Annotated in this window: 26 protein-coding genes and 1 pseudogene; 10 read left to right on the forward strand and 17 right to left on the reverse strand. The window is 62.3% G+C overall.

Going from position 1 to position 25,455, the window contains the following annotated elements; all coding sequences use genetic code 11:
* The coding region (locus IQ26_RS16895) for an IS66 family transposase (protein WP_145717453.1) at positions 1-305 on the forward strand (305 nt) is incomplete at its 5' end.
* Positions 306-792: 487 nt separating this feature from the next.
* On the opposite strand, the pseudogene IQ26_RS16900 reads toward IQ26_RS16895, so the two are convergent.
* From IQ26_RS16900 to IQ26_RS16970, 15 genes and pseudogenes are all read right to left on the reverse strand, one after another.
* Positions 793-927: pseudogene (locus IQ26_RS16900) on the reverse strand (Hsp20/alpha crystallin family protein); the annotation flags it as partial.
* 104 nt (positions 928-1,031) lie between these two features.
* On the reverse strand, positions 1,032-1,319 hold the full coding sequence (locus IQ26_RS16905) for a DUF2274 domain-containing protein (protein ID WP_145719230.1): 288 nt from the start codon (positions 1,317-1,319) through the stop codon (positions 1,032-1,034).
* On the reverse strand, positions 1,307-1,468 hold the full coding sequence (locus tag IQ26_RS16910; RefSeq protein WP_145719232.1) for a DUF2274 domain-containing protein: 162 nt from the start codon (positions 1,466-1,468) through the stop codon (positions 1,307-1,309). The genes IQ26_RS16905 and IQ26_RS16910 overlap by 13 nt, the downstream gene beginning before the upstream one ends.
* The gene (locus IQ26_RS16915) at positions 1,465-2,676 is read right to left on the reverse strand and encodes a TraB/TrbI/VirB10 family type IV secretion system protein (RefSeq protein ID WP_145719234.1); all 1,212 of its coding nucleotides are present in this window, start codon (positions 2,674-2,676) and stop codon (positions 1,465-1,467) included. Before IQ26_RS16915 ends, IQ26_RS16910 begins: the two co-directional genes overlap by 4 nt.
* The gene (gene trbG, locus IQ26_RS16920; RefSeq protein ID WP_240547160.1) at positions 2,673-3,686 is read right to left on the reverse strand and encodes a P-type conjugative transfer protein TrbG; all 1,014 of its coding nucleotides are present in this window, start codon (positions 3,684-3,686) and stop codon (positions 2,673-2,675) included. Before trbG ends, IQ26_RS16915 begins: the two co-directional genes overlap by 4 nt.
* Positions 3,687-3,733: 47 nt before the next feature.
* Complete coding sequence (gene trbF, locus IQ26_RS16925; RefSeq protein WP_145719236.1) at positions 3,734-4,420, reverse strand: conjugal transfer protein TrbF; 687 nt, start codon at positions 4,418-4,420, stop codon at positions 3,734-3,736.
* Positions 4,420-5,787, reverse strand: coding sequence for a P-type conjugative transfer protein TrbL (gene trbL, locus IQ26_RS16930; RefSeq protein WP_145719238.1), 1,368 nt, complete (start codon positions 5,785-5,787; stop codon positions 4,420-4,422). The genes trbF and trbL overlap by 1 nt, the downstream gene beginning before the upstream one ends.
* Positions 5,784-6,152 carry a putative entry exclusion protein TrbK-alt gene (gene trbK-alt / locus IQ26_RS16935; protein WP_145719240.1) on the reverse strand — a complete coding sequence of 123 codons (369 nt, stop codon included), beginning with the start codon at positions 6,150-6,152 and terminating at the stop codon, positions 5,784-5,786. The genes trbL and trbK-alt overlap by 4 nt, the downstream gene beginning before the upstream one ends.
* An 11-nt stretch (positions 6,153-6,163) precedes the next feature.
* Positions 6,164-6,913 carry a P-type conjugative transfer protein TrbJ gene (gene trbJ, locus IQ26_RS16940; protein ID WP_145719242.1) on the reverse strand — a complete coding sequence of 250 codons (750 nt, stop codon included), beginning with the start codon at positions 6,911-6,913 and terminating at the stop codon, positions 6,164-6,166.
* A complete protein-coding gene (gene trbE, locus IQ26_RS16945; protein WP_145719244.1) occupies positions 6,910-9,417 on the reverse strand; it encodes a conjugal transfer protein TrbE in 2,508 nt (835 codons plus the stop codon). Before trbE ends, trbJ begins: the two co-directional genes overlap by 4 nt.
* 12 nt (positions 9,418-9,429) lie before the next feature.
* The gene (locus tag IQ26_RS16950; RefSeq protein WP_145719246.1) at positions 9,430-9,693 is read right to left on the reverse strand and encodes a VirB3 family type IV secretion system protein; all 264 of its coding nucleotides are present in this window, start codon (positions 9,691-9,693) and stop codon (positions 9,430-9,432) included.
* On the reverse strand, positions 9,693-10,037 hold the full coding sequence (locus IQ26_RS16955) for a TrbC/VirB2 family type IV secretion system protein (RefSeq protein ID WP_240547149.1): 345 nt from the start codon (positions 10,035-10,037) through the stop codon (positions 9,693-9,695). Before IQ26_RS16955 ends, IQ26_RS16950 begins: the two co-directional genes overlap by 1 nt.
* 4 nt (positions 10,038-10,041) lie before the next feature.
* Positions 10,042-11,001 carry a P-type conjugative transfer ATPase TrbB gene (trbB, locus tag IQ26_RS16960; protein WP_208760175.1) on the reverse strand — a complete coding sequence of 320 codons (960 nt, stop codon included), beginning with the start codon at positions 10,999-11,001 and terminating at the stop codon, positions 10,042-10,044.
* Positions 11,002-11,217: 216 nt separating this feature from the next.
* Complete coding sequence (locus IQ26_RS16965) at positions 11,218-11,619, reverse strand: CopG family transcriptional regulator (RefSeq protein WP_145719414.1); 402 nt, start codon at positions 11,617-11,619, stop codon at positions 11,218-11,220.
* Between the two features lie 54 nt (positions 11,620-11,673).
* Positions 11,674-13,671: a conjugal transfer protein TraG gene (locus tag IQ26_RS16970; RefSeq protein WP_145719250.1), complete on the reverse strand. Its 1,998-nt coding sequence runs from the start codon at positions 13,669-13,671 to the stop codon at positions 11,674-11,676.
* A 191-nt stretch (positions 13,672-13,862) separates the two neighbouring features.
* On the opposite strand from IQ26_RS16970, the gene IQ26_RS16975 reads away from it, so the two are divergent.
* The 8 genes from IQ26_RS16975 to IQ26_RS17005 all read left to right on the forward strand — a co-directional run bounded on the left by IQ26_RS16975 (position 13,863) and on the right by IQ26_RS17005 (position 20,169).
* Positions 13,863-14,039: an antitoxin Xre/MbcA/ParS toxin-binding domain-containing protein gene (locus IQ26_RS16975; RefSeq protein WP_145719253.1), complete on the forward strand. Its 177-nt coding sequence runs from the start codon at positions 13,863-13,865 to the stop codon at positions 14,037-14,039.
* A 299-nt stretch (positions 14,040-14,338) separates the two neighbouring features.
* Positions 14,339-14,506: a recombinase family protein gene (locus IQ26_RS41810; protein WP_322791162.1), complete on the forward strand. Its 168-nt coding sequence runs from the start codon at positions 14,339-14,341 to the stop codon at positions 14,504-14,506.
* Positions 14,434-14,775, forward strand: a complete 342-nt coding sequence (locus IQ26_RS41815) for a recombinase family protein (RefSeq protein ID WP_322791164.1) — start codon at positions 14,434-14,436, stop codon at positions 14,773-14,775. Before IQ26_RS41810 ends, IQ26_RS41815 begins: the two co-directional genes overlap by 73 nt.
* A gap of 580 nt (positions 14,776-15,355) precedes the next feature.
* The gene (locus IQ26_RS16985) at positions 15,356-15,571 is read left to right on the forward strand and encodes an aroma-sacti cluster domain-containing protein (protein ID WP_145719256.1); all 216 of its coding nucleotides are present in this window, start codon (positions 15,356-15,358) and stop codon (positions 15,569-15,571) included.
* A gap of 135 nt (positions 15,572-15,706) precedes the next feature.
* Positions 15,707-16,783 carry a radical SAM protein gene (locus IQ26_RS16990; protein ID WP_145719258.1) on the forward strand — a complete coding sequence of 359 codons (1,077 nt, stop codon included), beginning with the start codon at positions 15,707-15,709 and terminating at the stop codon, positions 16,781-16,783.
* A complete protein-coding gene (locus IQ26_RS16995; RefSeq protein WP_145719260.1) occupies positions 16,780-17,799 on the forward strand; it encodes a radical SAM protein in 1,020 nt (339 codons plus the stop codon). The genes IQ26_RS16990 and IQ26_RS16995 overlap by 4 nt, the downstream gene beginning before the upstream one ends.
* Complete coding sequence (locus IQ26_RS17000) at positions 17,796-18,488, forward strand: iron-containing redox enzyme family protein (protein ID WP_145719262.1); 693 nt, start codon at positions 17,796-17,798, stop codon at positions 18,486-18,488. Before IQ26_RS16995 ends, IQ26_RS17000 begins: the two co-directional genes overlap by 4 nt.
* A 28-nt stretch (positions 18,489-18,516) precedes the next feature.
* The gene (locus IQ26_RS17005; protein ID WP_162457982.1) at positions 18,517-20,169 is read left to right on the forward strand and encodes an aspartyl/asparaginyl beta-hydroxylase domain-containing protein; all 1,653 of its coding nucleotides are present in this window, start codon (positions 18,517-18,519) and stop codon (positions 20,167-20,169) included.
* 386 nt (positions 20,170-20,555) lie between these two features.
* Here the strand turns inward: IQ26_RS17005 and IQ26_RS17010 are convergent, their stop codons facing one another.
* Both IQ26_RS17010 and IQ26_RS17015 read right to left on the reverse strand, forming a co-directional pair.
* Positions 20,556-21,731, reverse strand: coding sequence for a Fic family protein (locus IQ26_RS17010; RefSeq protein ID WP_145719266.1), 1,176 nt, complete (start codon positions 21,729-21,731; stop codon positions 20,556-20,558).
* A gap of 312 nt (positions 21,732-22,043) precedes the next feature.
* Positions 22,044-23,294, reverse strand: coding sequence for a tyrosine-type recombinase/integrase (locus tag IQ26_RS17015; protein WP_145719268.1), 1,251 nt, complete (start codon positions 23,292-23,294; stop codon positions 22,044-22,046).
* 878 nt (positions 23,295-24,172) lie between these two features.
* Here IQ26_RS17015 and IQ26_RS17020 point away from each other — a divergent pair.
* A complete protein-coding gene (locus IQ26_RS17020) occupies positions 24,173-25,369 on the forward strand; it encodes a DUF932 domain-containing protein (RefSeq protein WP_145719270.1) in 1,197 nt (398 codons plus the stop codon).
* Positions 25,370-25,455: the final 86 nt, after the last annotated feature.

A 25,455-nucleotide genomic window follows, 5' to 3' on the forward strand; every position in this document is an offset into this window, starting at 1 on the left:
TGACCCTCGACCGTCTACTCGCGCGCATCCGGACCGACCGCCAAAGCTTCCTGAAGATCCTCCAACGCCCGGACATTCCGCTCCACACCAATGGCTCGGAGAACGATATCCGCAGCGTGGTGACCCGGCGCAAGATCAGCGGCGGAACCCACAGCAACCAGGGCCGTGCCGCCCGCGACACCATGCTCAGCATGATGAAGACCTGCAACAAGCTCGGTGTCAGCTTCTGGGATTATCTCGGCGACCGCCTCGGCATCCCTGGCAGCAAGATCCTACCGCTTCCCGTTCTCCTCGCCGCGCGCTGAACCCCAACAGCAGATCGACGCGCCCAAACGCCGCCGCTTTTGCCCCGGTTACCTGGTTTCTTTCTAACCTGATGGATTTCAACGACTTTATTTTGACGTTTGGTGCGGTTTCGTGGTATTTTTTTGGGATCGGAGACTTTGGCCAAGCCCCCTCTTTAGTCGGACGTTGCTCTAGGATAGCGTCATGGTTGAAACCGGTCGTGGTTTGATCCGCCAGCCGTATATCCATGCCCCTTAGTCTCTCACGCCAGTGATGTTTGGCCGCTAGTCACGGTTGTCAAACATACACCTAATGAAGAGCTTGGTAGTACCGGCGCGCGAGGAGGTTTCATTCCACATCTATACATCACCGAGTTGGCCGCCCGACGTCAACCTGCCGTAATACACGGAACTCCTCATCTCTTCGCCTCTGCGGTCGCGCGGCGGAGAGATCAGGAGTCAGCGATGGCATTCCATTCGGCGGTGTTAGCGTTGGTTACGTGGCCCCGTCCTCCTCGACCTCATAGCCGAGAGGAATTCGACGCTCAAAACGGCCGTAAAACCGCTCGGAGAACTGCCGCTCCTTGTCCTCGGTCTCGGAACGCTTCTCGCCCTTCAACGTCAGCACGCCGTCCTCCAGCAGTGGCAGGAATTGAAAGAACAAAGACCCGAACACCTCTGACGTACAACAATCTGGCCAACGCCGCGGTTGAGCTTTCGCCATGTCGCGCGATAGCCTTCACACCTTCAGGCGGAGCGATCGTCTTCGGCGCCGCTCCGTGCCGTGTCGCTGGCTGGAGGCGCTCCTCGCTGACGGGCACGGCCGGCCTTCGCCTTGCGGCTGCGCCAACCGCGATCCGAACGGACGAAGACTTCCAGCATGTGCGGGATCAGCGCTGCGGTGTCCACCGGTTCGTACAGCCGGCTATGTTCGGCCGCATACTGGTCGAGTTCCTCCTTGAGCGGCTCTGGCAGGATGATGGTCATGCGAACGACGCCAACCTTGGGCAGCCGACCGAGCTTCAGGTCCGGCATGGTTCATCTCCCGCTTGTGAGACACAGGCATGTTGACCGTTCAGACAATCGGCACAGACGACAAGATCGCGATGAACGGCGGCGGGCAGTTCGATCGTGATCTTGAGCGGCCGGTCATCGGGAATGGCGGAGCGTTTCAGCTTGGTCATGATGGATCCTTTGCCGCGCCATACGGCGCCAGCACAAGGTCGCGATTGACGATGACGCGGACCGGGAAGCCGGGGCGGACAGTGAGCGTCGGCTGGACATTGAGCTGATTGCGCACGATCTGCTGGCCAATATTGGTTGCCGAATCCTGCGCGCTTTCGCGGATGGCCTTGGCGATATCGCTTTCGTCGTCGCTGGAACCAAGCGATGTCCCGATGCCGAGCAATGTCGAGAGCGCGGCGGCCCGGAAGAGCTGGCCCCAATGATGGTCGACCTCGTCTTCCAGCCCGGAAAAACCTTGCGCATCCGCGCCCTGTTGGCGTTCCAGCACAATCGAGGCGCCGTCAGGCATGATGACCCGATTCCAGACCAGCAGCACGCGCGACTGACCGAAGGCCACCTCGCTGTCGTATTGGCCGATCAGTTTTGCACCCTGAGGGATCAGGAGATATGACCCCGTCGGGCTGTCGAAGACATTCTCGGTGACCTGAGCGGTGACCTGGCCCGGCAGGTCGGAACGGATTCCGGTGATCAGGGCCGCCGGAATAACCGTTCCGGCCTGCACGATATAGGGCGAGGCTTTTTCGGCAAGACGATCGGGAATGACGGTGCGGCGATCTGGCGCCGTGTTGACGAAGCCGCGCTTTTGGTCCTGCATGCTTTGAGCGGAGCCTGGATCGAGCGGTGGCGGTTCGGTCGGGGGTGTTCCGGAGATGATGTTCGCGACGGTATTGCCTACCTGCGGACCTTGTCGCGCCGGATTTGCCCGCGCATTGGTGTCGGTGAACAGTTCTGCAATTCGTGCGGCTTCGATCTCGGCCAAGCGGCGTTGCTCGTCCGGATCGGCGCGCGGGGCACTGATGCTCGGCACCCCGACCGGCTGTCCACGCTCCCGCGCGCGCAGGATCGGCCTTCCGAGATCACCGGGGAGCGGCGGTCCAAGCTGGGGAATGCCTGAATAGTCCTTCGGCAGTGTCTGCAACCCATCGGCCGTCGTGCGGTTTTCAGTGGTGAAGAGTTCGGAGGGCTGCTCTTTGCCGTGCCGCCTGGTGTCGAGCGCCCAGATCAACGCGCCGAGGATCGCGACACTTGCGACGCCTCCAAGGCCGATCAGCACCTTACGCGACAGCCGGGTGACCCTGGCGGGCTCAGGCCGCAGGCGCAGTTCCGCCCTGATGTCCTGGTTGGGAGGAATACCGGCGTCGCTCATCGGAACAGCCCCGCGCGGCGCTGCGGCCGTTTCCCATCTGTGCGCACGATCCTGACCCGCCGCTCCGAGTTTTTGTCGCCCAGCCTCAATTCCGCGGCGGCGAACAGCCGGTCGACGACATAGTAGTTTTGCCGGGCGCGGTAATTGACCAGCTCCGAGCTACCCGACGGGCCGATGATGAAGAGCGGCGGCATTTCGCCCTGACCGATGCCCGACGGGAACTCGATATAGACCTTTGCGCCGTCGTCGAAGGCGCGCAGCGGCTTCCAGGGTGCTCCGTTGCCCTCGATACGGTAGCGGAAGTTGAGTTTCTGGATGTCGACGCCCGACGCAACCGGACGCGCTGCGGAAGCCTGGGCGTTTTGGCGCCGCAGCGCGATCAACTGGTCCTGCGGATATTGCCAGGACACGGAAGCCATGTAGGTTTCTTCGGTTGACCGCAGCTCGAGATGATAGGTGCGACGGTCGCTGTTGATGACGAGGTTGGTCTGGAGATCGGGGCGCGTCGGTTTGACGAGGATGTGGACCTGTTGCCGATCCCCTGCCCCACTTTGCGTGTCACCGATGATCCAGCGCACCGTGTCGCCGGCGGCGACAGGCCCCGTGCCGACAAGCTGTTCGCCGGGCTGCAACGCGATGTCGGTGACCTGGCCAGGCGCGGCATAGACCTGGTAGAGCGCGCCCTCGCTCCAGGGATAGCGCTGAATCGCGTTGATAAAGCCGTCGCGAACCGGCTGCATGCGCGCCGCCTGGTTGGCCTGACTGATCCGCTGTTTGGGATCGCCCGGTTCCGCCTTGGCTTTGCTGGTTCCGACCGGCTTCAGCTGGCCAGGAAGCGGGAGAGGTTTCGGCAGCTCCACCACTTTCACCGGACCAGGCGGGTCGACCTTCCGCACCGCAGACCTGGCATCATCATATTGGATCTCGGGCGGAATGTACTTTTTCGAGGCGCAGCCAGCGAGCGCCGTCGCCGATAGCAGTGCCAGAGCAAGGCTGTGGGCCTTGGTCATGTTGCGGACAGTCTGTCTCGTCGCATTGCTTGGCTGTGCTGCACACATCATGAAAGTTCCTTCGACCAGTTGATGGCGTTGACATAGACGCCGAGCGGATTTGCCTTCAGCCGGTCGGCATCACGGGGTTGTTGAATGACGATGGTGAGGATGGCGGTCCAACGCTCGGTGCTGGCCAGGCTGCCGTTCTCGTAGCGGCGCTCGATCCAGGCGACACGGAACGAGTCTGGCGAGGCACGGATGACGCTGGAAACCTCGATCGCGATCTGGATCTTGCCGACTTTGGCGAAGGGGTCGTTGAGGCGGGCATAAGCGTTGAGAGCGATGGCGCCGCGATCGGTGGTGTAGTCATAGGCACGCAGCCAGTTCTGGCGGACAATGACGGGATCGTCAGGGATACTTCTGACCTGTTCGATGAAGCGGGCGAGATGCCAGGCTATCTGCGGATCGGTCGGCCGATAGGCGGCAACGGCCGGAGCGACTGCCTGCGCCTCGCCAAGCTTGTCGACCTGGACGACCCAGGGAACGACTGACCCGCGCGTCGATTGCCAAACCAAGGTGGATGCGAAGCCGCCGGCCAGCACGAGCGAAGCAAATGCCATCAGTCGCCAGTTTCTCGCCTGCACACGAGCCGAGCCGATGCGCTCATCCCAGACCTGCGCGGCACGTTGATACGGCGTCTCGCGCTGTGGTGTTTTTCCGTAACGAACAGAAGGTCGTTTGAAGGGATTCATCAGCGATCATCCTGGTTGAGGGAAACATTCATCGAGCCGCCGCCATGATCGCCGGATCGGATGGAATGCGCGGCCATGCTGGCGCCATGGCTCATCACTTGGCCGCGCTTGATGCGAGCGGCCCATGCCGGCGGTGATCCCGAACCGGGTTCAGCAGTCGAAGTGCGCCTTGGCGCAAATGCTCCCGATAGCTGTTCTCCACCGGTGGCGGTCCACGCGGCCGAGCGGCCAGCCTGGTGGCTGGCGGACAGGGTGGACGCTGCACGAGACATTGCCTGCTTCACCGGTTCAGCCGCCGCTACAGCGCCCACCTTAGCGACACCTGCTATTCCGGCGGCGATGGAGCCTGCGCCGCTCTGGCCGGAAGTGGCTGCGGCAAGCCCCCAAGCAGTCGAGGTGCTGCCGGCTAAATGCGCGCCGCCACGTGCCGCAGCAGCCGACGTGCGGGCGCCGGCACCGAGCGCGCCTGCTGCGCCGCTCAATCCGGCGCGAGCGCCCATCGCACCGGCAACACCAAGGCCTCCGGCAGCGAGGCTCGTGCCGACAGCAGCGCCCGCGCCGAGTTGCGGGGCACCGGCAACCAGGCCCGTGGCGATGCCGGGACCGAAGATCGAAAGTCCCATCAAGGACAAGGCGCCCAGCACAAGCGACAGCGCATCCGTGATCGTGGGTTGTTCGGCGCCGAACCCTTGAGTGAACTCGCCGAAGAGGCCCGAGCCGATGCCGACGATCACGGCGAGCACAAGAATCTTCACACCGGAAGCGACGATGTTGCCGAGTACTTTTTCGGCGAGGAAGGCGGTCCGGTTGAACAGCGCGAAGGGGATCAGCACAAAGCCGGCAAGTGTCGTCAGCTTGAATTCGATCAGCGTCACGAAAATCTGTACGGCGAGCAGGAAGAAGGCGATCAGCACGATCGCCCAGGCGATCATGAGCACCGCGATCTGAACAAAATTCTCGAAGAACGAGACGTATCCCATCAACTGGCTGGCGGCCTCGAGGATCGGATTGCCGGCGTCGATGCCGACTTGGGCGACACGTCCCGGCTGCAGGAGTGCCGAGCCCGAAAGTGCAGACCCTCCCGCCTTCAGGCCAAGCCCGGAAAAGCTCTCGAAGACGATGCCGGCCAGGCGATTGAAGTTGCCGATGATGAAGGCGAAGAAACCAATATAGAGCGTCTTCTTCACCAGCCGATGCAGCACGTCCTCGTCAGCGCCCCAGGCCCAGAACAGGCCGGCGAGCGTGATGTCGATAACGATGAGGGTGGAGGTGAGAAAAGCCACCTCGCCGCCAAGCAGGCCAAACCCGGAATCGATATAGCGGGTAAAGGTTTCCAGGAAGCGGTCGATGACGCCGGTGTCCTTCATGGCGCCAGAGCTTCCGGATCGGACTGGTCTTTCGCGCCGGACGGCAGGGACGGCTGATCAGGTAGCGGCCGGCTCTGGTCATTTTCGACTGATGGAGCCATGTATGGTGTCGCTGGACGTGACGGCCCCAGGAAACGCCGACGGTTCTCCGCCCAGGTCTTCCTGCAGGCTTCGTCGTCAATCGCGGCCATGCCGATGTCTCGGCACCGGGCAAGTTCGATCCTTTCCGGCTCGCCGCCCGGATGTGCGGAGCGCGGGGAGGACGCCTCCTGCGAGCCGTTGCCGCGCAACGCCATGAAGGCGGCGGTCATGGCGGCGCCGAGGGCAAGAACGACTATCATCCGGGCGGCGATCTTGGGATCCATGACGACCAGCCTCAGTCGTGGAACATCTTCACCGATGACGGGCTGTAGTTGCTGCCCGTCATGAAGCGGCTGAACTGCTCTCGTGCCTGCTCCTGGGCTGCCGCCTGCCTCGCCTCTTGGAGCGCAGCGGCTCTTCCTTGCGCGGCGAGCATCGCGGTGAGGTCGGCAACCTGCTTCGCCTGCACGGCGAGAAGCTGGTTGCCGGCTTGCGTCGCCTGCAAGACGCCGACAGCTGACTGGCTTGCGTTAACCAGTGAACTGGTCTGCTGTTGTGTCCCCGCAACGTTGTCGACGGCGACGGCTCCGGCTTTTAGGGAATGCTCAAAAGCCGACACCGATATCTGCCAGCGCTCGCGCGCGCCATCGACAAGTTGCTGGTTGGAAAGGTCGGACCCGAACTGCTGGTAGGTCGACTCAAACTGACTTTCGATATCCTGGACGCTGTAGGCGAGCTTGTTTGCCTCGCCGAGCAGGCTCTTCATCTCAGAAAAATTGCCTTCGATCTGGCCAAGCAGCGAGGTCGGCAACGCGGTGAGATTCTTCGCCTGATTGATCAGCATCTGGGCTTCGTTCTGAAGCGAGGTGATCTGGTTGTTGATCTGCTCCAGGGCTCGCGAGGCTGAAAGCAGATTCTCGGCGTAGTTCCTGGGATCGAATACGATGAACGCCGACGCCGGCATTGATGACAGCCCAACGGTGACGGCGACGACAGTTGCGGCCCCGATGCGACGGACCTGAAGATTGCTGCAAACCCAATTCATGACGAAATGTCCTTTGCGGATTGATCGATGACATTGGTGAGATCGGGGATGAGTTCGGCCGCCCAGGAAAGACCGCGATCGGCAAGCCAGGCCTGGAGGAAATGTTTTCGGCCACCCTCGCCGATGATCCGCTCAATCGCCGCATGGTCGGACTTGGAGGAAACAGCACAGAGCGCCAGCGCGACCGGACCAAGGCCAAGTTCGAACAGGCGATTGCCGCGCCGCGACTGGCAGTAATAGTCGCGCTTTGGTGTTGCCCGGGCGATGATCTCTATCTGGCGATCGTTGAGACCGAAACGTCGGTAGATCTGAGTGATCTGCGGCTCGATGGCACGCTCATTCGGCAGGAACAACCGTGTCGGACAGCTCTCGACGATCGCAGGCGCGATTGGCGAGCCGTCGATATCGGATAGAGACTGCGTGGCGAAGATGACGGAGGCGTTCTTCTTGCGAAGCGTCTTCAGCCATCCGCGTAACTGACCGGCGAAGCCGCCATCGTCGAGCGCCAGCCAGCCTTCATCGATGATCAGCAGCGTCGGCCGCCCATTCATCCTCTGCTCGATGCGATGGAAGAGATAGGCGAGCACAGGCTGAGCCGCCCCGGTGCCGATCAGGCCTTCGGTTTCGAAGGCCTGTACTGGTGCTTCGCTCAGACGCTCGTGCTCGGCATCGAGCAGCCGGCCATAGGGGCCACCAACGCAATAGGGACGCAGCGCGTCCTTCAAGGGCGCGGATTGCAGCAGCACGGTCAGGCCGGTCAGTGTGCGTTCCTGAGCCGGCGCGGAAGCCAGCGAGGTGAGTGCCGACCAGAGATACTCCTTGACCTGCGGCGTGACGAGCACGCCTTCGCGCAGGAGGATGTCGATGAGCCAGTCGGCAGCCCAGGCACGCTCCCATGTGTGATGGACACGGCCCAGCGGCTGCAACGAAACGGCGTCGGCGGCGTCCGAGAGATCCGCCAGCGTGGGCACGGCGAGCGGATCGGCGGCCCTGTGCCCGCTTACCGCATTGCCGCCGAGATTGAGCCAGTCGCCATCCATGGCGAGCATGGCCGCCCGGATCGAACCGCCGAAGTCGAAGGCAAATATCTGGTTGTCGTCGTAGCGCCGGAACTGCAGCGCCATCATCGCCAACAAGACCGACTTGCCCGCACCCGTCGGCCCGACGACCAGCGTATGGCCGACATCGCCGACATGCAGGCTGAACCGGAACGGCGTCGCACCTTCCGTCCTGGCGAAGAACAATGGCGGCGCGCCAAAATGCTCGTCCTCAGCCGGTCCCGCCCAGACTGCCGAGAGCGGGATCATGTGGGCGAGATTTAAGGTCGAGAGCGGTGGTTGCCGGACATTTGCATAAACATGGCCGGGAATGCCGCCGAGCCACGCCTCGATGGCGTTGACGCCTTCGACAATGCAAGTGAAGTCTCGACCTTGGATGATTTTTTCTACCAATCGCAGCTTCTCGTCAGCGATCGACGGATCGGCATCCCACACTGTCACGGTGGCGGTGACGTAAGCCTCGCCGATCTGATCTGAGCCTAGGTCTTGAAGCGCGGCGTCCGCGTCGGCGGCCTTGTTGGCGGCATCCGTATCGACGAGGACGGACGCCTCGTTGGTCATCACCTCCTTGAGGATCGCGGCGACCGACTTGCGTTTGGCAAACCACTGGCGGCGGATCTTCGTCACCAACTTGGTTGCGTCAGTCTTGTCGAGCATGATCGCCCGCGTCGACCAACGGTAGGGGAAGGCCAGTCTGTTGAGGTCGTCGAGGATCCCGGGAAAAGTTGTCGTGGGAAATCCGGTGATGGTGAGGGTGCGAAGATGGACATCGCCAAGGCGTGGTTCGAGCCCACCGGCAAGCGGCTGATCGACCAGCAGCGCGTCGAGATGCATTGGCGTTTCGGGAACACGGACACGATGGCGCTTGGTAGAAACGCAGGAATGCAAAAAGGTCAGCGTCTCGCAATCGTCGAGCCAGTGGGCTTCGGGAACGAAACCTTCGATGAGGTTGAGGACGCGGTCGGTGCGGTCGACAAAGCTCTTCAGGAGTTCCCAGGGATCGACGCCGCTCTTGTCCCGGCCTTCGTAAAGCCAGCTTTCCATCCGTGATGCTTCCTCGGCGGGCGGCAGCCAGAGGAAGGTAAGAAAATAGCTGCTCTCGAACAGCATACCGGAGTCTTCAAACTGCTCGCGCCGCTCAAGGTCGAGCAATGCCGAAGCGCCGTCGGAGAACGTGCTGTCGGGATAATCGGTGGCTGGATTTCGCTGGGCTTCGACGAAGATCGCCCAGCCGGAGCCAAGACGGCGCAGCGCACTGTTCAGGCGTGCCGTCGTGCCGACCAGTTCTGCCGGTGTGGCCGAGTCCAGATCGGGACCGCGAAAACCCGCTGTCCTCTGGAATGAGCCATCCTTATTGAGCACCACACCGGGCGCGACCAAGGCGGCCCAGGGCAGATAGTCGGCAAGGCTGGATGAGCGTCTGCGGTATTCGGCGAGGTTGATCATCTTAAGAACCTCTCAGCAGCCGAAATGTGCGGGATAGCGCAAATGCCGACGAACCACGTCGATGAACTGTGCATCGCGCTTGGCCGCCCACACGGCTGCAAAATGGCCGACCGCCCAGATGGCGAGACCGGCAATCCAGAGCCTCAACCCCAGGCCGACCGCGCCGGCCAACGTGGCGTTGGCGATGGCGATCGCGCGCGGCGCGCCACCGAGCAGGATCGGTTCGGTGAGCGCGCGGTGTACCGGCGCGAAAAAGCCACGAACATCCTCGTCCATCAGATCAGCGCTCCACCGCCGAAGGAGAAGAAGGACAAGAAGAACGAGCTCGCCGCGAAGGCGATCGACAAACCGAAGACGATCTGGATCAGGCGGCGGAAGCCTCCAGACGTGTCGCCGAAGGCAAGCGACAGGCCGGTGACAATGATGATGATCACCGCCACGATCTTGGCGACCGGTCCCTCGATGGATTCGAGGATCTGTTGAAGCGGCTCCTCCCACGGCATCGAGGAACCCGCCGCATGAGCAGGTGCGATCGCAATGGCCGCAGCGGTCGCTACCGCCAGCGGCAGTCCCGTGCCGAGATTGCGGATAGACGACAATGGGAAGCGGATCGGATTCATTTTTTTAAAGCTCCATGAGGGACTGGGAATTCGCGGTTGGCTCCGACTCGAGCTTGGCCTCGAGCGTTCGATAGTCGCCGGTGGAGGGGTCGAGCCCTTCGACGACCGCTATCTCGACGAGCCTCCTGGCCGAACCCCGGCCGGCGAGCACGGCAACAAGATCGATGGTCTCAGCAATGAGCGCGCGCGGCACTGTGACGACCGCTTCCTGTACGAGTTGCTCGAGACGGCGCAGCGCACCGAGTGCGGAGTTTGCATGAATGGTGCCGATGCCGCCCGGATGGCCGGTGCCCCAGGCTTTCAGCAGATCGAGTGCTTCTGCGCCGCGCACCTCGCCGATGGGGATACGGTCGGGGCGAAGCCGCAACGATGATTTCACCAGATCGCAGAGCGAAGCGACGCCGTCCTTGGTGCGCAGCGCGACCAGATTGGCTGCCGCGCACTGCAACTCGCGCGTATCCTCGATCAGCACGACGCGATCCGGAGTCTTCGCCACTTCCGCCAGCAGCGCATTGACCAGTGTCGTCTTGCCCGTCGACGTGCCGCCGGCGACCAGTACGTTCTTTCGCCTTTCTACGGCGCGCTGGAGCACGCAAGCCTGGACCTCGGTCATGAGGCCGTCGGCGACATAATCTTGAAGCGTGAACACGGCGACGGCCGGCTTGCGGATGGCGAAGGTGGGGCCTGTGACAACAGGCGGCAGCAGGCCCTCGAAGCGCTCCCCGGTTTGCGGCAGCTCTGCCGAGACGCGCGGGCTACCTGGATGAACCTCGGTGCCGACATGATGAGCGACCAAGCGGACGATGCGCTCGCCGTCGGCGGGGGTCAGGAATTCATCAGTGGCGCAGAGACCTTCCTTCAGCCGATCGACCCACAGACGCCCATCCGGGTTGAGCATCACCTCGACGATCGCCGGATCTTGAAGGAAAGCCGCGATGGCCGGCCCTAGCGCCGTACGCAACATGCGCGCGCTCCGCGATAACGCTGGACTGCCGTGATGAAGGTCGACTGCCACGATGATCCCCATTTCTTGCAGCGAGTTTGTTCGTGCCGAGGTCGGGGATGATTAGAAGAGGCAGGAATGGCGGCCTTGCAACAAGCAAAAGCGAGCGATCGCGATGCGACGTGAAGAGACTGGCGAAATGCGGTGCGGCGGCCCTCTCCCGGCCTGCCCGGCGATCTACGGCGCCGGCAACTCATCTGTGCCAGCCGGTGGTGCGGACGGGACGTCGTCGGCGATCTCCTGGCGGAGTTTTGGCCCTTTGCTCAACCTGCGACCCAGCGCATCGACAAAGCCGTCATAGCGCTGCGGTCCCTTTGCACGAGCTTCAGCCCGTGCGGATTCCGGCAAGACCGGGGTCAAGCTGAGCCAGAAGCGGACGAACAGCGCCAATGTCTCGATGGCAATACCAACGTCGCGCTCGACACGCTGCACGCGTCGGTCGATCTGGTCGAGCCGGCGCGTGATAGCCGCCTCCTTCCGCTCCTCGGCGTCCGGTGACAGAAACGAGGCGATTGCTGCCTCGGCGACCAGCGATAGCGAGACGTCGCGCCGCGCCGAATAATCGGCGAGCGCGTGCATTACGTCTGGATCGAGATAGGCCGAGAGTCGCTTTTTCTTCGGGATCTTCACGGCTCAAAGCTCGATGCCGTCATTGCGATCGAGGGTGGCCTGCCGTGCGGCGCGCTGCATTGCCAGATCGACTGAACGACGCCGGGAGGTATCATCGTCGGGCTCGTCCCGATCGAGGTCGAACTCGTCATTGCGCTGGGCGGTTCGCTCGAGCGCGATGTCCTCGTGTTCGGAGAGTTCGGGCTGGCGGCGGATGCCGCCATTTGCCGGGTCTTCGTCCTGCGGTTCGGTCAACGGCTTCGATTGCAGAGGAATATCTCCCGGTGTGGCTTGAATTGTTGCGTCGGCCCAGTCATCGGAGCGCAGCGTTGCTTCGGTCTTGTCGGTCTGCGGGGGCGGCAAGACGCGTTCGGCAAGTCGCGGATCGGCAAAATAGCGGGCCTTCTTGGCCCGGATCGGGAACAGACCCGACACCATGACGATGGCGTCGGTCGGTGGCAGTTGCATGATCTCGCCGGGCGTCATCAGAGCGCGCGCGGTCTCCTGGCGCGACACCATGAGATGTCCGAGCCAGGGCGAAAGTCTGTGCCCGGCATAGTTCTTCATTGCGCGCAGTTCGGTCGCCAAACCCAGCGAATCCGAGACGCGCTTGGCGGTGCGCTCGTCGTTTGTGGCGAAGCTCACACGCACGTGGCAGTTGTCGAGGATGGAGTTGTTGAGGCCGTAGGCCTTTTCGATCTGGTTGAGTGACTGCGCAACCAGAAAGCCCCTGATGCCGTAGCCAGCCATGAAGGCGAGAGCCGATTCGAAGAAATCGAGCCGACCGAGAGCCGGGAACTCGTCGAGCATCATCAACAGTCGCTGTCGCCGGTCCTTGGCATGAAGATCCTCTGTCAGCCTGCGGCCGATCTGGTTAAGCACCAAGCGGATCAGTGGTTTGGTACGGCTAATATCCGATGGCGGGACGACCAGGTATAGCGTCGTCGGCCGCTCGCCTTCGACAAGATCGGCGATCCGCCAATCGCAACGAGAGGTCACTTTCGCGACCACAGGGTCACGGTAGAGTCCCAAAAAACTCATGGCCGTCGACAGCACCCCGGAACGCTCGTTTTCGGACTTGTTGAGCAGTTCCCGTGCGGCCGATGCCACAACCGGATGCGGACCGCCCTCGCCCAGGTGGTTCGTAAGCATCATGGTGCGCAATGTCTTTTCAATAGGCCGCTGTGGATCGGAGAGAAGGTTTGCCACGCCAGCCAGCGTCTTGTCCTGCTCGGCGTAGAGGACATGCAGGATGGCACCGACCAGCAGCGCGTGGCTGGTTTTTTCCCAGTGGTTACGCCGTTCCAATGAGCCTTCGGGATCGACGAGCACGTCGGCGACATTCTGGACGTCGCGTACTTCCCATTCGCCTCGCCGCACTTCCAGCAATGGATTGTAGGCCGCCGACTTCGTATTGGTCGGGTCGAACAGCAGCACCCGGCCAAAGCGTGCTCGCCATCCGGCCGTCAGCTCCCAGTTTTCGCCCTTGATGTCATGGACGATCGCCGATGCTGGCCACGTCAGTAGCGTGGGAACAACGAGCCCAACGCCCTTGCCGCTCCTGGTTGGCGCGAAGCACAGGACGTGTTCGGGACCGTCGTGTCGAAGATAGTCGCCTTGCAACTTGCCGAGCACCACGCCGTCGGGACCGACCATGCCTTCGGCCTTGACTTCGTTGCACGTCGCCCAGCGCGCCGAGCCGTAGGTGGCGGTGTTTTTTGCTTCCCGCGCCCGCCACACCGACATCCAAATCGCAACTGCGATCGCGATGAAGCTGCCACTTGCGGCAAACAGTGCCCCCTCGATGAAAACCTCCGGCGCATAGGCGTCATAGAAGAACCACCACCAGAAGAATGCGGGGGGTGGATAGACCGATTGGCCGGCAAATTCGAACCAAGGCGAACCGAGCTGCGACTGGAAGCCGAGCCGCCATGCCGTCCATTGTGTCGCGCACCACGTGGTGACGAGCACTATCAGAATGACGGTCAGGACCTGACCCCACAGGATTTTGGTCGCCGGCAATTCTCTTCTCCCCGGCTAAATGATGAAAGAGCGGATAAAGAATGTCCGTTTCCACATGTGCAAGGAAAAAGGACAGTTCAAGCAGCCAGGCGTAGCCCGACCTGGAGAGACTTGTTGAATACGATGCAAGTTTCGATCACAACGTCAAAGCGGTGACATGTTCCGCAGCCATCACGTTCCATTGCGGACGGATGTCCGCCAGACGTGGCCGCTGCGACGAGATCGAAGCCGAGGTCACGAAGCTGTTTGGTAGTTCCGAATTGGACGAATGGCTTAAGATCCCGAACGATCGTCTGGAAGGAAGAACGCCGCTTGAAGCGGCGGCGCGCGAAGTGGACGGCTTGGAGGCAAAGGCACACAGAGTCTGAACGCGCCGGGGAGATACAGCGTCATCGTGACCGGCTGACGCGTGATCCGCAGACACGCCGCCAATCGCCTGTCAGCCGCACTTGACAGTCTCGCGAAGGGCGAGCGCGTTCGGCACGCAAGAATGGCCCCAGTGCATTATTCGGACACGGATTCACGGTAGCGGCGTAACGATCACGGGCGAGCGGTCAATTGGAGCGGCATGAGGCACAGGCTCGTGCGCTCAACGCCGTAGGGTGCAAGCGACTATTCGAAGAGGCTGCCAGTGGGGGCCGATGGGATCGGCCCAGGCTCCAGGAAAATGATCAGCCAACTCCGCGACGGCGATGTCGTCGTGGTCTGGAAGCTCGACCGGCTGTCGCGCAGTCTGAAGGATCTCCTGCCCTCATGGAGAAGATCGAGGCGGGCACAGGGTTCCGCTCGCTCACCGAGGCGATCGACACCACCACGCCGGCTGGCCGCATTATGATGCAGATGGTCGGCAGCTTCGCCGAATTCGAGCGTGCCATGATCCGCGAGCGGACAAGCGAGGGCTGGCTCAGGCCAGGGCTCGAAGGTCGCGTTGGTGGGCGACGGCGCAAGCTCGATGACGAAAAGCGGCGTGAGATCGCCGAGTCCGTCATTTCGGGCCGCAAGTCTGGCGCCGAGATGGCAAGGCTATATGACGTGAGCGAGCCAACCGTCTCAAGAATCGTTGCCGAATTTCGCCAGCAGGAGGCACATGAAGCACTGGAATGACTTGGCTTGAATGACCCGCACGGGGTGGTGGGCGGTCGCCCGTTCTGACCAGAACGAACGAGCATCTTGCGCCATAAGCGGCCTTGTTGTCTGCGCCTAGCGGCGAGCTCGTCCACTGCTTCTTGACAGCTCCAGTTAAGAGCCCCTCGGATGTCGGCCGGCTATGCCGATGGCGTGATCACGTCGTATGGTTCATGCATTGATCGTTTCGGTGACGTCACCAACAGGATTCCCGCCAAGGCCATCGCGATGTTCCAGCGGTCGCCAATTGCCCTAAGTGGACGCCCCACAGATCAATCGCCTGTAAATCCTCGCATAGAGTTCTTGTCGAGTGGCACCGTCGCCGCAGGTTGCGCCTGGCGGTGAAGTGGTAGCGGCCAGCGTTATCCCGGAATATGTCAAGAGTGTTTCAAATTGCGACGATCATAACAACTTCGCGTTAGTCGTAACAATAAAATTAACCGTCACTGTCTCTGAGTAGCAAACAAATAACTTGCGGTCAACTTAGAGTTATGCGCAACGTGATCGGCTGGAATATGGACTAAGTTGTTGGTAAACTTCTAATCAACGGAGAAGTTACATGCCCGCATCCAAAGAACTCACTAGTGCACGCACGCTCCGCATCCGCAAGAGCGGCCTTCAGATCGATGCACTCAGCGATGAGCTGAAGGCTCAGGTGGCGCTTCTCGATGACGACGAGCTTGCGGTCCTGGAATCGGTGAAGGAAAAGCTCAATCGGGGCCTGGCAGAAAACCTGAAGAATGCCGCTGACACCGTGGGCGGCTTTGTCTGGTAAGATCTAGGCCATCTTAGGTTGCGGGCACGCCCCGGGGAGCCAGCTCGATTCCTCAGCGGTTACGGCGCGCGTCCGCAACATTCAGCAGGAATGCGTCGATAAGATTTCAGTCGTCACTCAATCCAGGGGACGAGCGTGCATCTTATTGAGATCCTCAATCTTCGACACACTGTTGCCGCGGGTGTCTCGATCGGCATTACCCGTCGCTGTCCACTACATTGCGCACATTGCTCCACAAGATCGAGCATGGACAGCGAGCAGGCTCCGGAATGGATATTCGAGCGTTTTGTCAGCACCTTCCGCCCCGATAGCCGACCGGAAATTCTCGCACTCTCTGGTGGCGAGGCGCTACTGCGACCCGAGCTTGTGCGCATGCTGGCTGAGCGCGCGCGACGCGTTGGCACGCGGACCAGTGTGCTTTCGGGTCTTTTCTTCGCCGGTGCCGCTCGGATTCCCCCGTCCATTCTGAAAGCAATCGACGCGGTGGATCATTTTTCAGTCAGCCTCGATGTGTTCCATGAGCGCGAAGTGCCTAGGACTCGAGTCTTTGACATACTGGAACAGGTGCTCGCCAGGGGGAAGGATGTGAGCCTCCATCTCGTTGGCACCGACGCCGACGATCCCTACCTGGAGCGTCTGATCGGCGATGTGCGGGCACGCTTTGGTACGGCGGTGCCGATGCTCGTGAACGCACTTTCTTATTTCGGGCGCGCACGCGCATGGTTGCCGAACGACCGGGCAGCGCGCGGCGGGAAGGCGAGCGCCCAGGACGCCAATCCCTGCGCCATGGCTGCCTGGCCGGTTGTGGGGTTCGACGGTTGTATCGCCGCCTGCGGTAATGACGACGCACTCGACGAACGCCCCGGCCACCTGATCCTAGGCCATGCTGCGACCGACGATTGGCAGACCATACGCGAGCGCACGCTCCAATCGAACGTGCTGCGAGCGATCCGTCTATACGGACCCGAGGTGACAGCGCGCCGGGTGGGGAATACGCCCTCGAGCTGCGACGGATACTGCGGCACCTGCATGGCACTTTCCAAGAACCACGCCGCCGGTCCACCGCTTGAGGCCTTGATGCAGCGGCCTACGACCAGGGTTCTCGAAGCGGAAGTTCAAGCCCTGCTGGCCGACGGAGGCGCGGACGCATTCGTCCGTCGCCATGGCATCGCGCGCTATGCCGTATTGGTACATCTGGGAGAACCGGCATGACCGTGATGGCACCGAGGACTAATGCGCGGCTGACGCATTTCGAGATCGAGCGCATCCGCCATACGCGCCGGCGATCGATCCTCCTCTTCCTGACCGACCGGTGCCCGGTCGGCTGTCGGCATTGCTCGGTCGACTCGCGCGCGGACAGCCCAACGATCCGGGATTTCGCGCTGTTCGAGGAGATCGTGGGCTGGATCGCGAGAGACGGTGGGTTCGACGTTGTTGGCATCTCCGGGGGAGAGCCCTTCGTAGAGCGCCGGGGGTTGACGCTGGCCTGCCGTCGTCTGAGCGCAGCGGGTAAGCGGATCGTGGTGTTCACAAGCGGCGTCTGGGCTCGCCAAACCCGCGCGCCGGGCTGGATCCGGGAAGTCCTCGACCGCTGCGCTTGTGTCTACCTTAGCACCGACGCCTTTCACGGGAGCCAGATCACCGACGCTCAGTTTGTCCGCGCCGTAAGGGCAATAGTGGCAGCGGGCCCCTGGTTGGTGGTCCAGGGGCTCGACGACGCCGAGACGGCAGCGCGCATAGTCAGACTGCTAACCGAGGCCCTTGGCCCTGACTGGCGCCGCATGGCCGAGGTGAACTTGATTGCGCCGCTCACCAACGGCCGCGGCGCCTCGATCTTCAGTCGTGAAGCGCGGACCGCCGGCGCGAGCTTCGGACCCTGCACGCTCGTGCGAAACCCGATGGTGCGCTACGACGGCACTGTAAGTGCCTGCTGCAATGAAAGCGTCATCATGGGATTCGGACCGGCCCGTCTGCGCCGGCGGGTGGACTCTGCTGGCGATCTAGCCGCAGCCGTCGGTGCGTTCCATGGCGACCCGCTGCTTCGGGTTATCGGCGAGACCGGCTTTGGAGGCCTGACCCAGCATCCTCTCCTGCGCGACCTGGCGGAGGAAAAGTTCGGCACGAATTGCGAGCTTTGCTGGAAGGTATTGGCCCGCATGCCTGACGCCGGCCGGCCCGATCGGCTCGTGGCGGCGATGGCCGCGCTTCAGACGGAGGATGTTCCGTGACGAGTCGGACGGCCAGCGCTCACCTTTCAGCCAAGCTTGATCTCGTTCACGGCGCCTTCGCGGCCTATGCGCGCAAACTCTGGAGCGGCCCGGATGTGCGGGACGTCTATCCGGTCTACCTCAGAGTGATGCACGCGGTCGTGCGATCGGCCGTACCGCTGATGGAAGCGGCGCTTGCCGAGGCGCGGGCTCGCGACGAGACGACGCTTACCGCCGAGCTGCTTGCCTACTACGCTCACCACATGAAGGAAGAAGCCGGCCACGACGGCTGGCTTCTTGAGGACTTGGCGGCGACCGGGCACGATCCGGCAGAGGCCCGAGATCAGATCCCGCCGCCAGCAGTCGCGGCAATGGTCGGCGCGCAGTACTATTGGATTCGTCACTTCCATCCGGTTGCGCTTCTTGGCCATATCGCGGCGATAGAGGCATATCATCCGCCTTCCGGTTTTGCCCTCCGACTGGCCGAGGCTACGGGCTACCCTCCAGCGGCGTTCCGGTCGATCTCGCGCCATGAGGTCCTCGACATAAACCACCGGCGTGACCTCTTCGAATTGATCGACCGGATACCTCTCAAGCCGCACCACGAGAAGATCATCGCGGTCAGTGGACTGCACACCATTGAGACGGGGATGGATGTGCTCGAATTCATCCACGCCACCGCCGCCCGGGAGCGCAAACCGGCACAATGAGATTGATTTTGAAAGAGGAGCACCGGTCATGACCACAGCCCTCCCGTCCGGTAACGCATTTCGCCCGATAGCCCGCGAGCTAGAGCCGATCCTGCAGGTGTTGGCGGAACGCGGAGCCGGCCGCGAAGGCCATGGTCGGGGCACGGTGCTAGGGCACCTTACGGGCACGTATGACGTATTGATAGGTTGGGGGCAGCCGGAGCAGGTATGTTTTGCGGGTCTTCTCCACAACGCCTATTCGACCGATGCCTTCGCGGGCGCGATGTTTCGTCCCTCCGAACGCAATGTGGTCCGCGGCCTCATCGGGGCAGAAGCCGAGCGGCTGGTTCACCAGTTCGGCGGCCTGTCGCGTAACGAGCTTTTCCAGACGCTTGGGTCGGGCTCGCCCAGCGGACGCCAGACCCTTAGCCTTCCCGATCGACGGGGCGGTCCCGCTCTGAAACTGAGTTCGCGCGACGTCGGCGACCTTCTGGTAATCTACCTTGCCAATGTGGCCGATCAGGCCTGCATGAGCGATGGCGGGCCAACTTACTGGCTCGCCTCTGCATCGCAGCTCGCCGTCTTGGCGGCGCGCCGGGCCGAGGTGGTGCCACCGGTCCTCGATCATTGCCGAGCGACCGTTTCGACCGAAGCGGAAGAGGTGGGGCTCGAAGCGTACGACACCGCGCTGCGCTTCGTGGCGCAGGACCGGGCAGCGGCCGTCGAGTGGCTTGAACTCGCCTCGCAGCATTTACCATGGGTTGGCGAGCCGCTGATTTGGCTGGGCGCGCTTTACCTCGTTGCCGGCGAAGCCGCGGCGGCAAGGATTGCTGCTGCGAAGGGCGCGATGCTGATGCAAAAATGGGGCACACCTTGGGATAAGCGTCTGAAACTCTCGGAATGGGTGGGTCTCGCCGAGTGTCTTGCGTCGCGACGCAATGAAGGGCCGACGCTCGCCGCGGCGCTCGATGCAGTGACGGCGTCCCCGCGCGATCTCGTTTTGGCGCTGGCCAGCCTGGCCACGCCTGACGCTGCTGCGCGGTACAATATCGGAGTGGACAAGCCCGCGCTTCCCCCGCGCTTCCGAACCTACCTCGCGCGTCAGGCTTCCGACTCAGAGACGCGGGTCGGCGTTAGCATGTACCCCGGCCTCACTGCGCGCCCCTGGCACTCGGCAGAGCGATTTCCCATCGCTCGCGCACTCGAAAACTCGGCTCGCGCCATCGCTCAGGAGTTCGCGGCACTTCGCCCCGAACTCTTTTGCGACGAGGCCGAGGACATTGCTCGCACCGGCCGCTGGAGTGTGCTTTTCCTGGAGAAGAATGGGGTACGACGGGACGAGGTATGCAACCTCTGCCCCACTACCGCGGCAGTGCTTGAAACCCATCGCCAGGAAATCGGCGGTGCCGGCGTGGCCTACTTCTCCTGCCTGGATCCGGGCACTAGCATCGCCCCCCATCGAGGGGCCACCAATACCCGCTTGCGCTTGCACCTCGGGCTTGAGATACCTACCGAGTGCGGCGTGTCAGTTGGGGGAGTCGACGGGCACTGGCAGGAGGGGCGCTGCGTCGTATTCGACGACAGTTTCATCCATAGCGTCTGGAACGACAGCGCACGTCGCCGCGTGGTGCTGATAGTCGACCTCTGGCACCCGGATCTCACATCGCACGAGATGGCCTTGCTTCAATGGATCGGCGGCTGATTCCAAGCTTTTTTGCACATTCATTCTACGCTGAGCACACTGTGCGAGCGGCTCCGTTTGGGGCTGCCTTCGACGTTAAGGACATCGTCCGCTTCGGGTCAGAACTTCCGGTTCAGGCTGTGCGGCGGAAAGGCCGAGGGGGTCGAACCTTGCCGATCAGGCAACGGCGAAACGCCTACCGTGAATCTGTGTCCCAAAAATGCACCGGGGCCAAGAATGATCGACGGCCGCCCAGTCCTCCGGGAGATCGCGGCTTAGACGGGCGACTCGCCGCCTAGATGAGATCCGGCGGCTTGTTGCCCCAGTCCGCCAGTCCAAGCGCCGCTACGATCGGCCAATTCGCGCAAGCACAAGGCCAGATTTCGGCGGTCATCGGCCCCGCCTCTTCAGCCGCTGCTGTTCAAATCCGTTCCCGCCCGCAGACGCTCCATATAGGCGCGATAGGCAAAGCTGCGGTCGCGTTTCTTTCCCGTCGTTTCCACGAGGACGCCGACTTCGGCTAGCGCTTCGATCGCGCGGGTTGCAGTAGGCTTGCTCGTATCGATCAGCTTCATGGCGGAGGCCACCGTCACGATTGGATGGCGGGGAAGCTGCTCGAACAGTCTCAGCGCCGAGACGGAGGCGGACTCGGCGCCAAGGAGCCGGGCCCGGTCCGCGCTGACGAGGTTGAACAAATCGCGCGCCGAGGCGACCGCTTCATCGGCGATCGTGGCGACCCCGTCGAGAAAGAAGTCGGTCCAGCCCTCCCAGTCTCCTTCCAGCCGTACAAGGTTGAGCCGCCGATAGTATTCTTCCCGGTGGCGTTTGAAAAAAAGGCTGAGATAAAGGAGTGGGGCTTTCAGCAGCCCCCAGTGCTCCAGCAGGAGCGTGACCAGCAGCCGCCCGATCCGACCGTTGCCGTCGAGATAGGGATGAATGGTTTCGAACTGCACATGCAGAAGGCCCATACGCACGAGCGCCGGCAGCGGGTCGTCGGCATGGATGTATCTCTCCAATCCGCTGAGGAGCTGGGGGAGCTTGTCAGGCGCCGGCGGCACGTGGGCCGCATTCGCCGGCCGGCTTCCGCCGATCCAGTTCTGGCTGCGGCGCACGTCCCCAGGTTGCTTGTTCGAGCCCCGCACACCGCGCATCAACCGCTTGTGCGCCTCATTCAAGAGCCGCATCGAAAGCGGAAGGCCGCGCTTCGCTGCGAGCTGACCGCGCGCATAGGCGAGCGCATCGAGGTAGTTTGTCACCTCTTCGATGTCGGCATTGGGTGCAGGCTGCTCTTCGGCCTCGGAGGTGAGAAGGTCGACGAGCGATGCCTGGGTGCCCTCGATCTGCGATGAGATCACCGCCTCCTTGCGCACGAAGGCGTAGATGAACCAATCGAACGATGGCACCATCTCGCCTGCCAGATCGAGACGAACGAGCGCCTGCTCGGCTTCACGGAGGCGACGCTCGAGCTTTCCATCGATGGCAAGCACCGGACGAGTAGGCGGCAGATCGAAGGGAATGAAGGCATCAACCTTCTCGCCACCGGCGGTCACGCTTTCGTATCGGCCTGTGGTACGCTTCGGCATCTGTTTTGCGGCTCATCCCGGGAACGATCTCGTTGGGCATTGGGGAGCGGAAGGCACGACAGCGTGCTCTGCCGACTCCACTGGGAACGGAGTCTTTACTAGCGGCGGTCATTAGTCAAGGAATCGTTCCTAACACCCTCCCGTGGACACGCTTCCATTCCTTCGACTGTTGTGTGTGCTGCCCTTCCCGGCCGGAGTGGCAGGATTTGAACCTTCGACCCCATCGTCCCGAACGATGTGGATTGCGAGCAGAGCCCCAGATTCCCGGGCTCTTTCGTCACGTTTGCTTGAAATTGTTGTCTTTCGTTTTTTTCATTCTGTGGGGAAACTGTGGGGATGCGGCGATCGAGCTTTGTTTTCGCCCATCCCCAGGACGGTTTTCGGAGCCTTGCCGGCGACGTGTCTCTTCGCGATCTTCTCGGCCGCGTCTGCCTGGAAATCGGGATGGTGGTGACCATAAGTGTCGATCAAGACTTCCACGGTCATGCCGAGAAAGCCGGCCGCCTCCCACACGTCGGTACCAGCCTGCATCAGCCAGGTCGCGGCGGTGTGGCGGAAGGTATGCGGCGTGATGTCGGGGCCGAGGCCGGCGGCTTTGCGTACCTTCCTGAAGCCCCTTTTGATCGATTGGACCGGCTTTCCGTTCCACTCGACAACGAAATCCTGCGATATCTTGCGGCCGATGTTGGCGCTCTTGCCCCGCCCCTTGGTCTTGATGTCGAGATCGGTGCGGGCCCAGCGCCGCAAATGCGCCAGCAGCCGGGGCGTCAGGCGCGCGGGAGGCTGGCGCTTTTTGGTCTTCTTGGCGCCACCAGCGCGGCGATAAAAGATGCCACGGTCGAGATCCATATAACCATGCCCTTCGGTTGGACGGATGGCAGCACCGCAGACAGCGGCCGAACGCGTTCCCGTGTAGAGCGCTACGAGCATGAAGCGAGCAATGTGGCGTCCGGTGCGGCGGCCACTCTCCTGGCCTTTCCATGTCTGCTTCATGCGCCACGCGGCCCAGATGAGGGCTGCCGCTTCACTGCGCGTCAGCCATCGCTCGCGCGGTTCAGGCTTGCGCGGCAGGCGAATCGTCGGGGCGGCTGTCGTATAACCCTCCTCCCGGTAATAGTTGATGGCGGCTCGAAGATCCTCGAGTTGGCGGCGCGCGGCGGCTTCGGTTGGCCTGGACGCGGCGTAGTCACGGCAGAGCTTGCCATTGATGACGGCGAGCGTCTTTTCGCCGAAGAAATCGAGGATCTTGTCCAGCCGAGCCGCCGTCTCTTCTGGCGCGGCATGGTTTGGCGCAACGTCGGTCAGGTAGACATTGATGACATCGGCGATCAGGACATCGTCAGAACCGCGTCCGCACTCGCGCGCTGGCTGAAACTTGTCGGCGATGTAGGCCGCGAGCGCTTTTTCGTTTTCAATTCCTGGACGGCTTTTTTCGCCGCCGCCAGCGCTGATGAAGGTCGGCCCATCGCGGATGAACCATCCGGCGCTGTTTCGGAGCGTTCCGTCCTTTTTCCGGCTTTCGTCGCGCCAGACGAGGCGTGGCCCTTTCGACGTCCGCGGCATAGTTCCCTCATTTTCGCAATCGCCGCCAAGGTGACGTACTCCTTTCCGGCGATTAACTCCGTTTCAAGTCGACCGGCATCGCGTTCCCTGCGCAAACCGGCTGCACCCATCGAGCCGTCGCGAAAGACAATTTGCGCAGCAACTTCGAGGCGCAAAGGCGTGGCATTGTCGAATTGCTCTGGGATTCTCAACGCGGTGCGCTCGGGCAACCGCTGATAGTACGATCGCTTCGCTCCTGAACAGTCGGGGCGACGTTCCGTTCAGCGCGCATGACAAGGTGCATCGCAGAAGGTTCAGGGTAAGGACAAAAAGTGTCTGCGTCGGTAGCATCGCTCCCGCCGAAACAATAAAGCGCGGCCATGAGCCAACGGCAAGATCCTGATCGTGGCCTGAGCGCTTGTCTGTCGTGATCACGATGCGCGCGGGCTGGGTGTTCCACATGAGGCCCACCGTGACTTTGTGGCAATTCCACTTCTGTCTCACCGTTCTGGACGCCTGCTGCGTGAGATACGCCCAAGCAAGGCGCTACGAAAAGTGCCACCGGGAGATCCTGCAGCAAAGATGTCGCTTTGGCCTGCTAATCGGAAACTTCACAGTTCACATCGCAAACATCGGTTCTGGGTTCGATGCGCTTAGGTCCCGGCCGGCTTGAACCGTAAGCGATCCTCCCTGGCCAAGTCGCATCGCTGTCTAAGCCAGGCTTCTGACGCCAGGTCCCGGATTATGGGCGCGCCGTGCGCGAGCTCAAGCCTGATTAATCCCTCAGCGGAGGCGCCGCCCCGCAAGGACGCAGATAGAGTGAGAGGGCTGCGGCTGTCGCCGTGACGGGTTGAAGGTCGAGAGAGAGGCTCTCGGCGGCCCGTCATTGGAGATAAGCCATGAGCAATGTTGAAGTTCTGGACGCCACTCGCGACGCGAACGGCGGTTACAAAGTCGATTTCGGTCGCGGCCAGCGGATCGGCCGCGTGTCCTCGGAGTGGTTTTCCCGGCCCGATGACGAGCGATTCCTGTCCTTGTCGGAGCTGTTCGATTCCGTGAACAGCCGCAGCCAACGCAGTCGGACACGAACGGTTGGCAGCGCGGCCATCCGCGTCGAAGCCAGCCGCGACAACGCCGACGGCCTGTCGCTCATCCTCCCCGGAGCGGCCGACCCGGTCTCGCCGACCCATTGGAGCTTTGGCCAGCTGGCGAATCTCATCGGCGCGCCGGCCGCCTACCTTCGTCAGTTGCCCGCCCCGCTTGCGGGCATCAACCTGCAATACGGTCTGGTTTCGCGCCGGGCCGAGCAGGTCAAGACGCTCGAGACCGATGACGGGCGCGTCGAACTCCGCGCCGTCACAGGCCCGGATTACGGCCGCATCTACGACCACGAGTTGGTCGCCGCCGTTCGCCGGATCGCCGGCAATGGCACCGGCGATACTCGCTGGAAGGTGCCTGGGGTGCTGGACTGGTCAAGCAGCATCTACAATCCGCGCGTCGGCGTGACGAAGGACACGACCACACTCTACGCCAGCGACCGAGATGTCTTCCTGTTCCTGGTTGACGACCTCAATCCGATCGAGGCGGGGCGTCTGCCGGATGGCTCGCCTGATCTGTTCTTCCGCGGCTTCTACTGCTGGAACTCGGAGGTGGGCGCCAAGACGCTCGGCATGGCCTCGTTCTATCTTCGCGCCGTATGCCAAAACCGCAACCTGTGGGGCGTGGAGGATTTCGAGGAAATCACGATCCGGCATTCGAAATATGCCGCCTCACGTTTCGCCTACGAGGCGGCGCCTGCGCTTGCGCGGTTCGCCGATTCCAGCCCAGTGCCCTTCGTCAACGGCATCAAGGCGGCGCGTGCGCAGATCGTTGCGCGATCCGACGAGGACCGTACCGATTTCCTCCGCAAGCGGGGTTTCAGCAAGGCCGAGGCCACGAAGGTCGTCGAGACGGTGCTCGCCGAGGAAGGCCACAAGCCCGAGAGCATTTTCGACTTTGTCCAAGGCATCACCGCGGTGGCGCGCGACAAACGACATCAGGACGCGCGGCTCGACCTCGAAGCTAGGGCGAAAAAGCTGCTCGACCGCGCCGCCTGATCCGGATTCACAGCATTCCGGTTCGACGTCTTCCTGTGTCCGGTCCTGCGGCTCGCCTCCGTGAGTGAGAGGTGGGCCGCAGTTTC

Source organism: Mesorhizobium tianshanense, assembly GCF_007830515.1.
In the GTDB taxonomy this organism is placed as follows: Bacteria; Pseudomonadota; Alphaproteobacteria; order Rhizobiales; family Rhizobiaceae; genus Mesorhizobium; species Mesorhizobium tianshanense.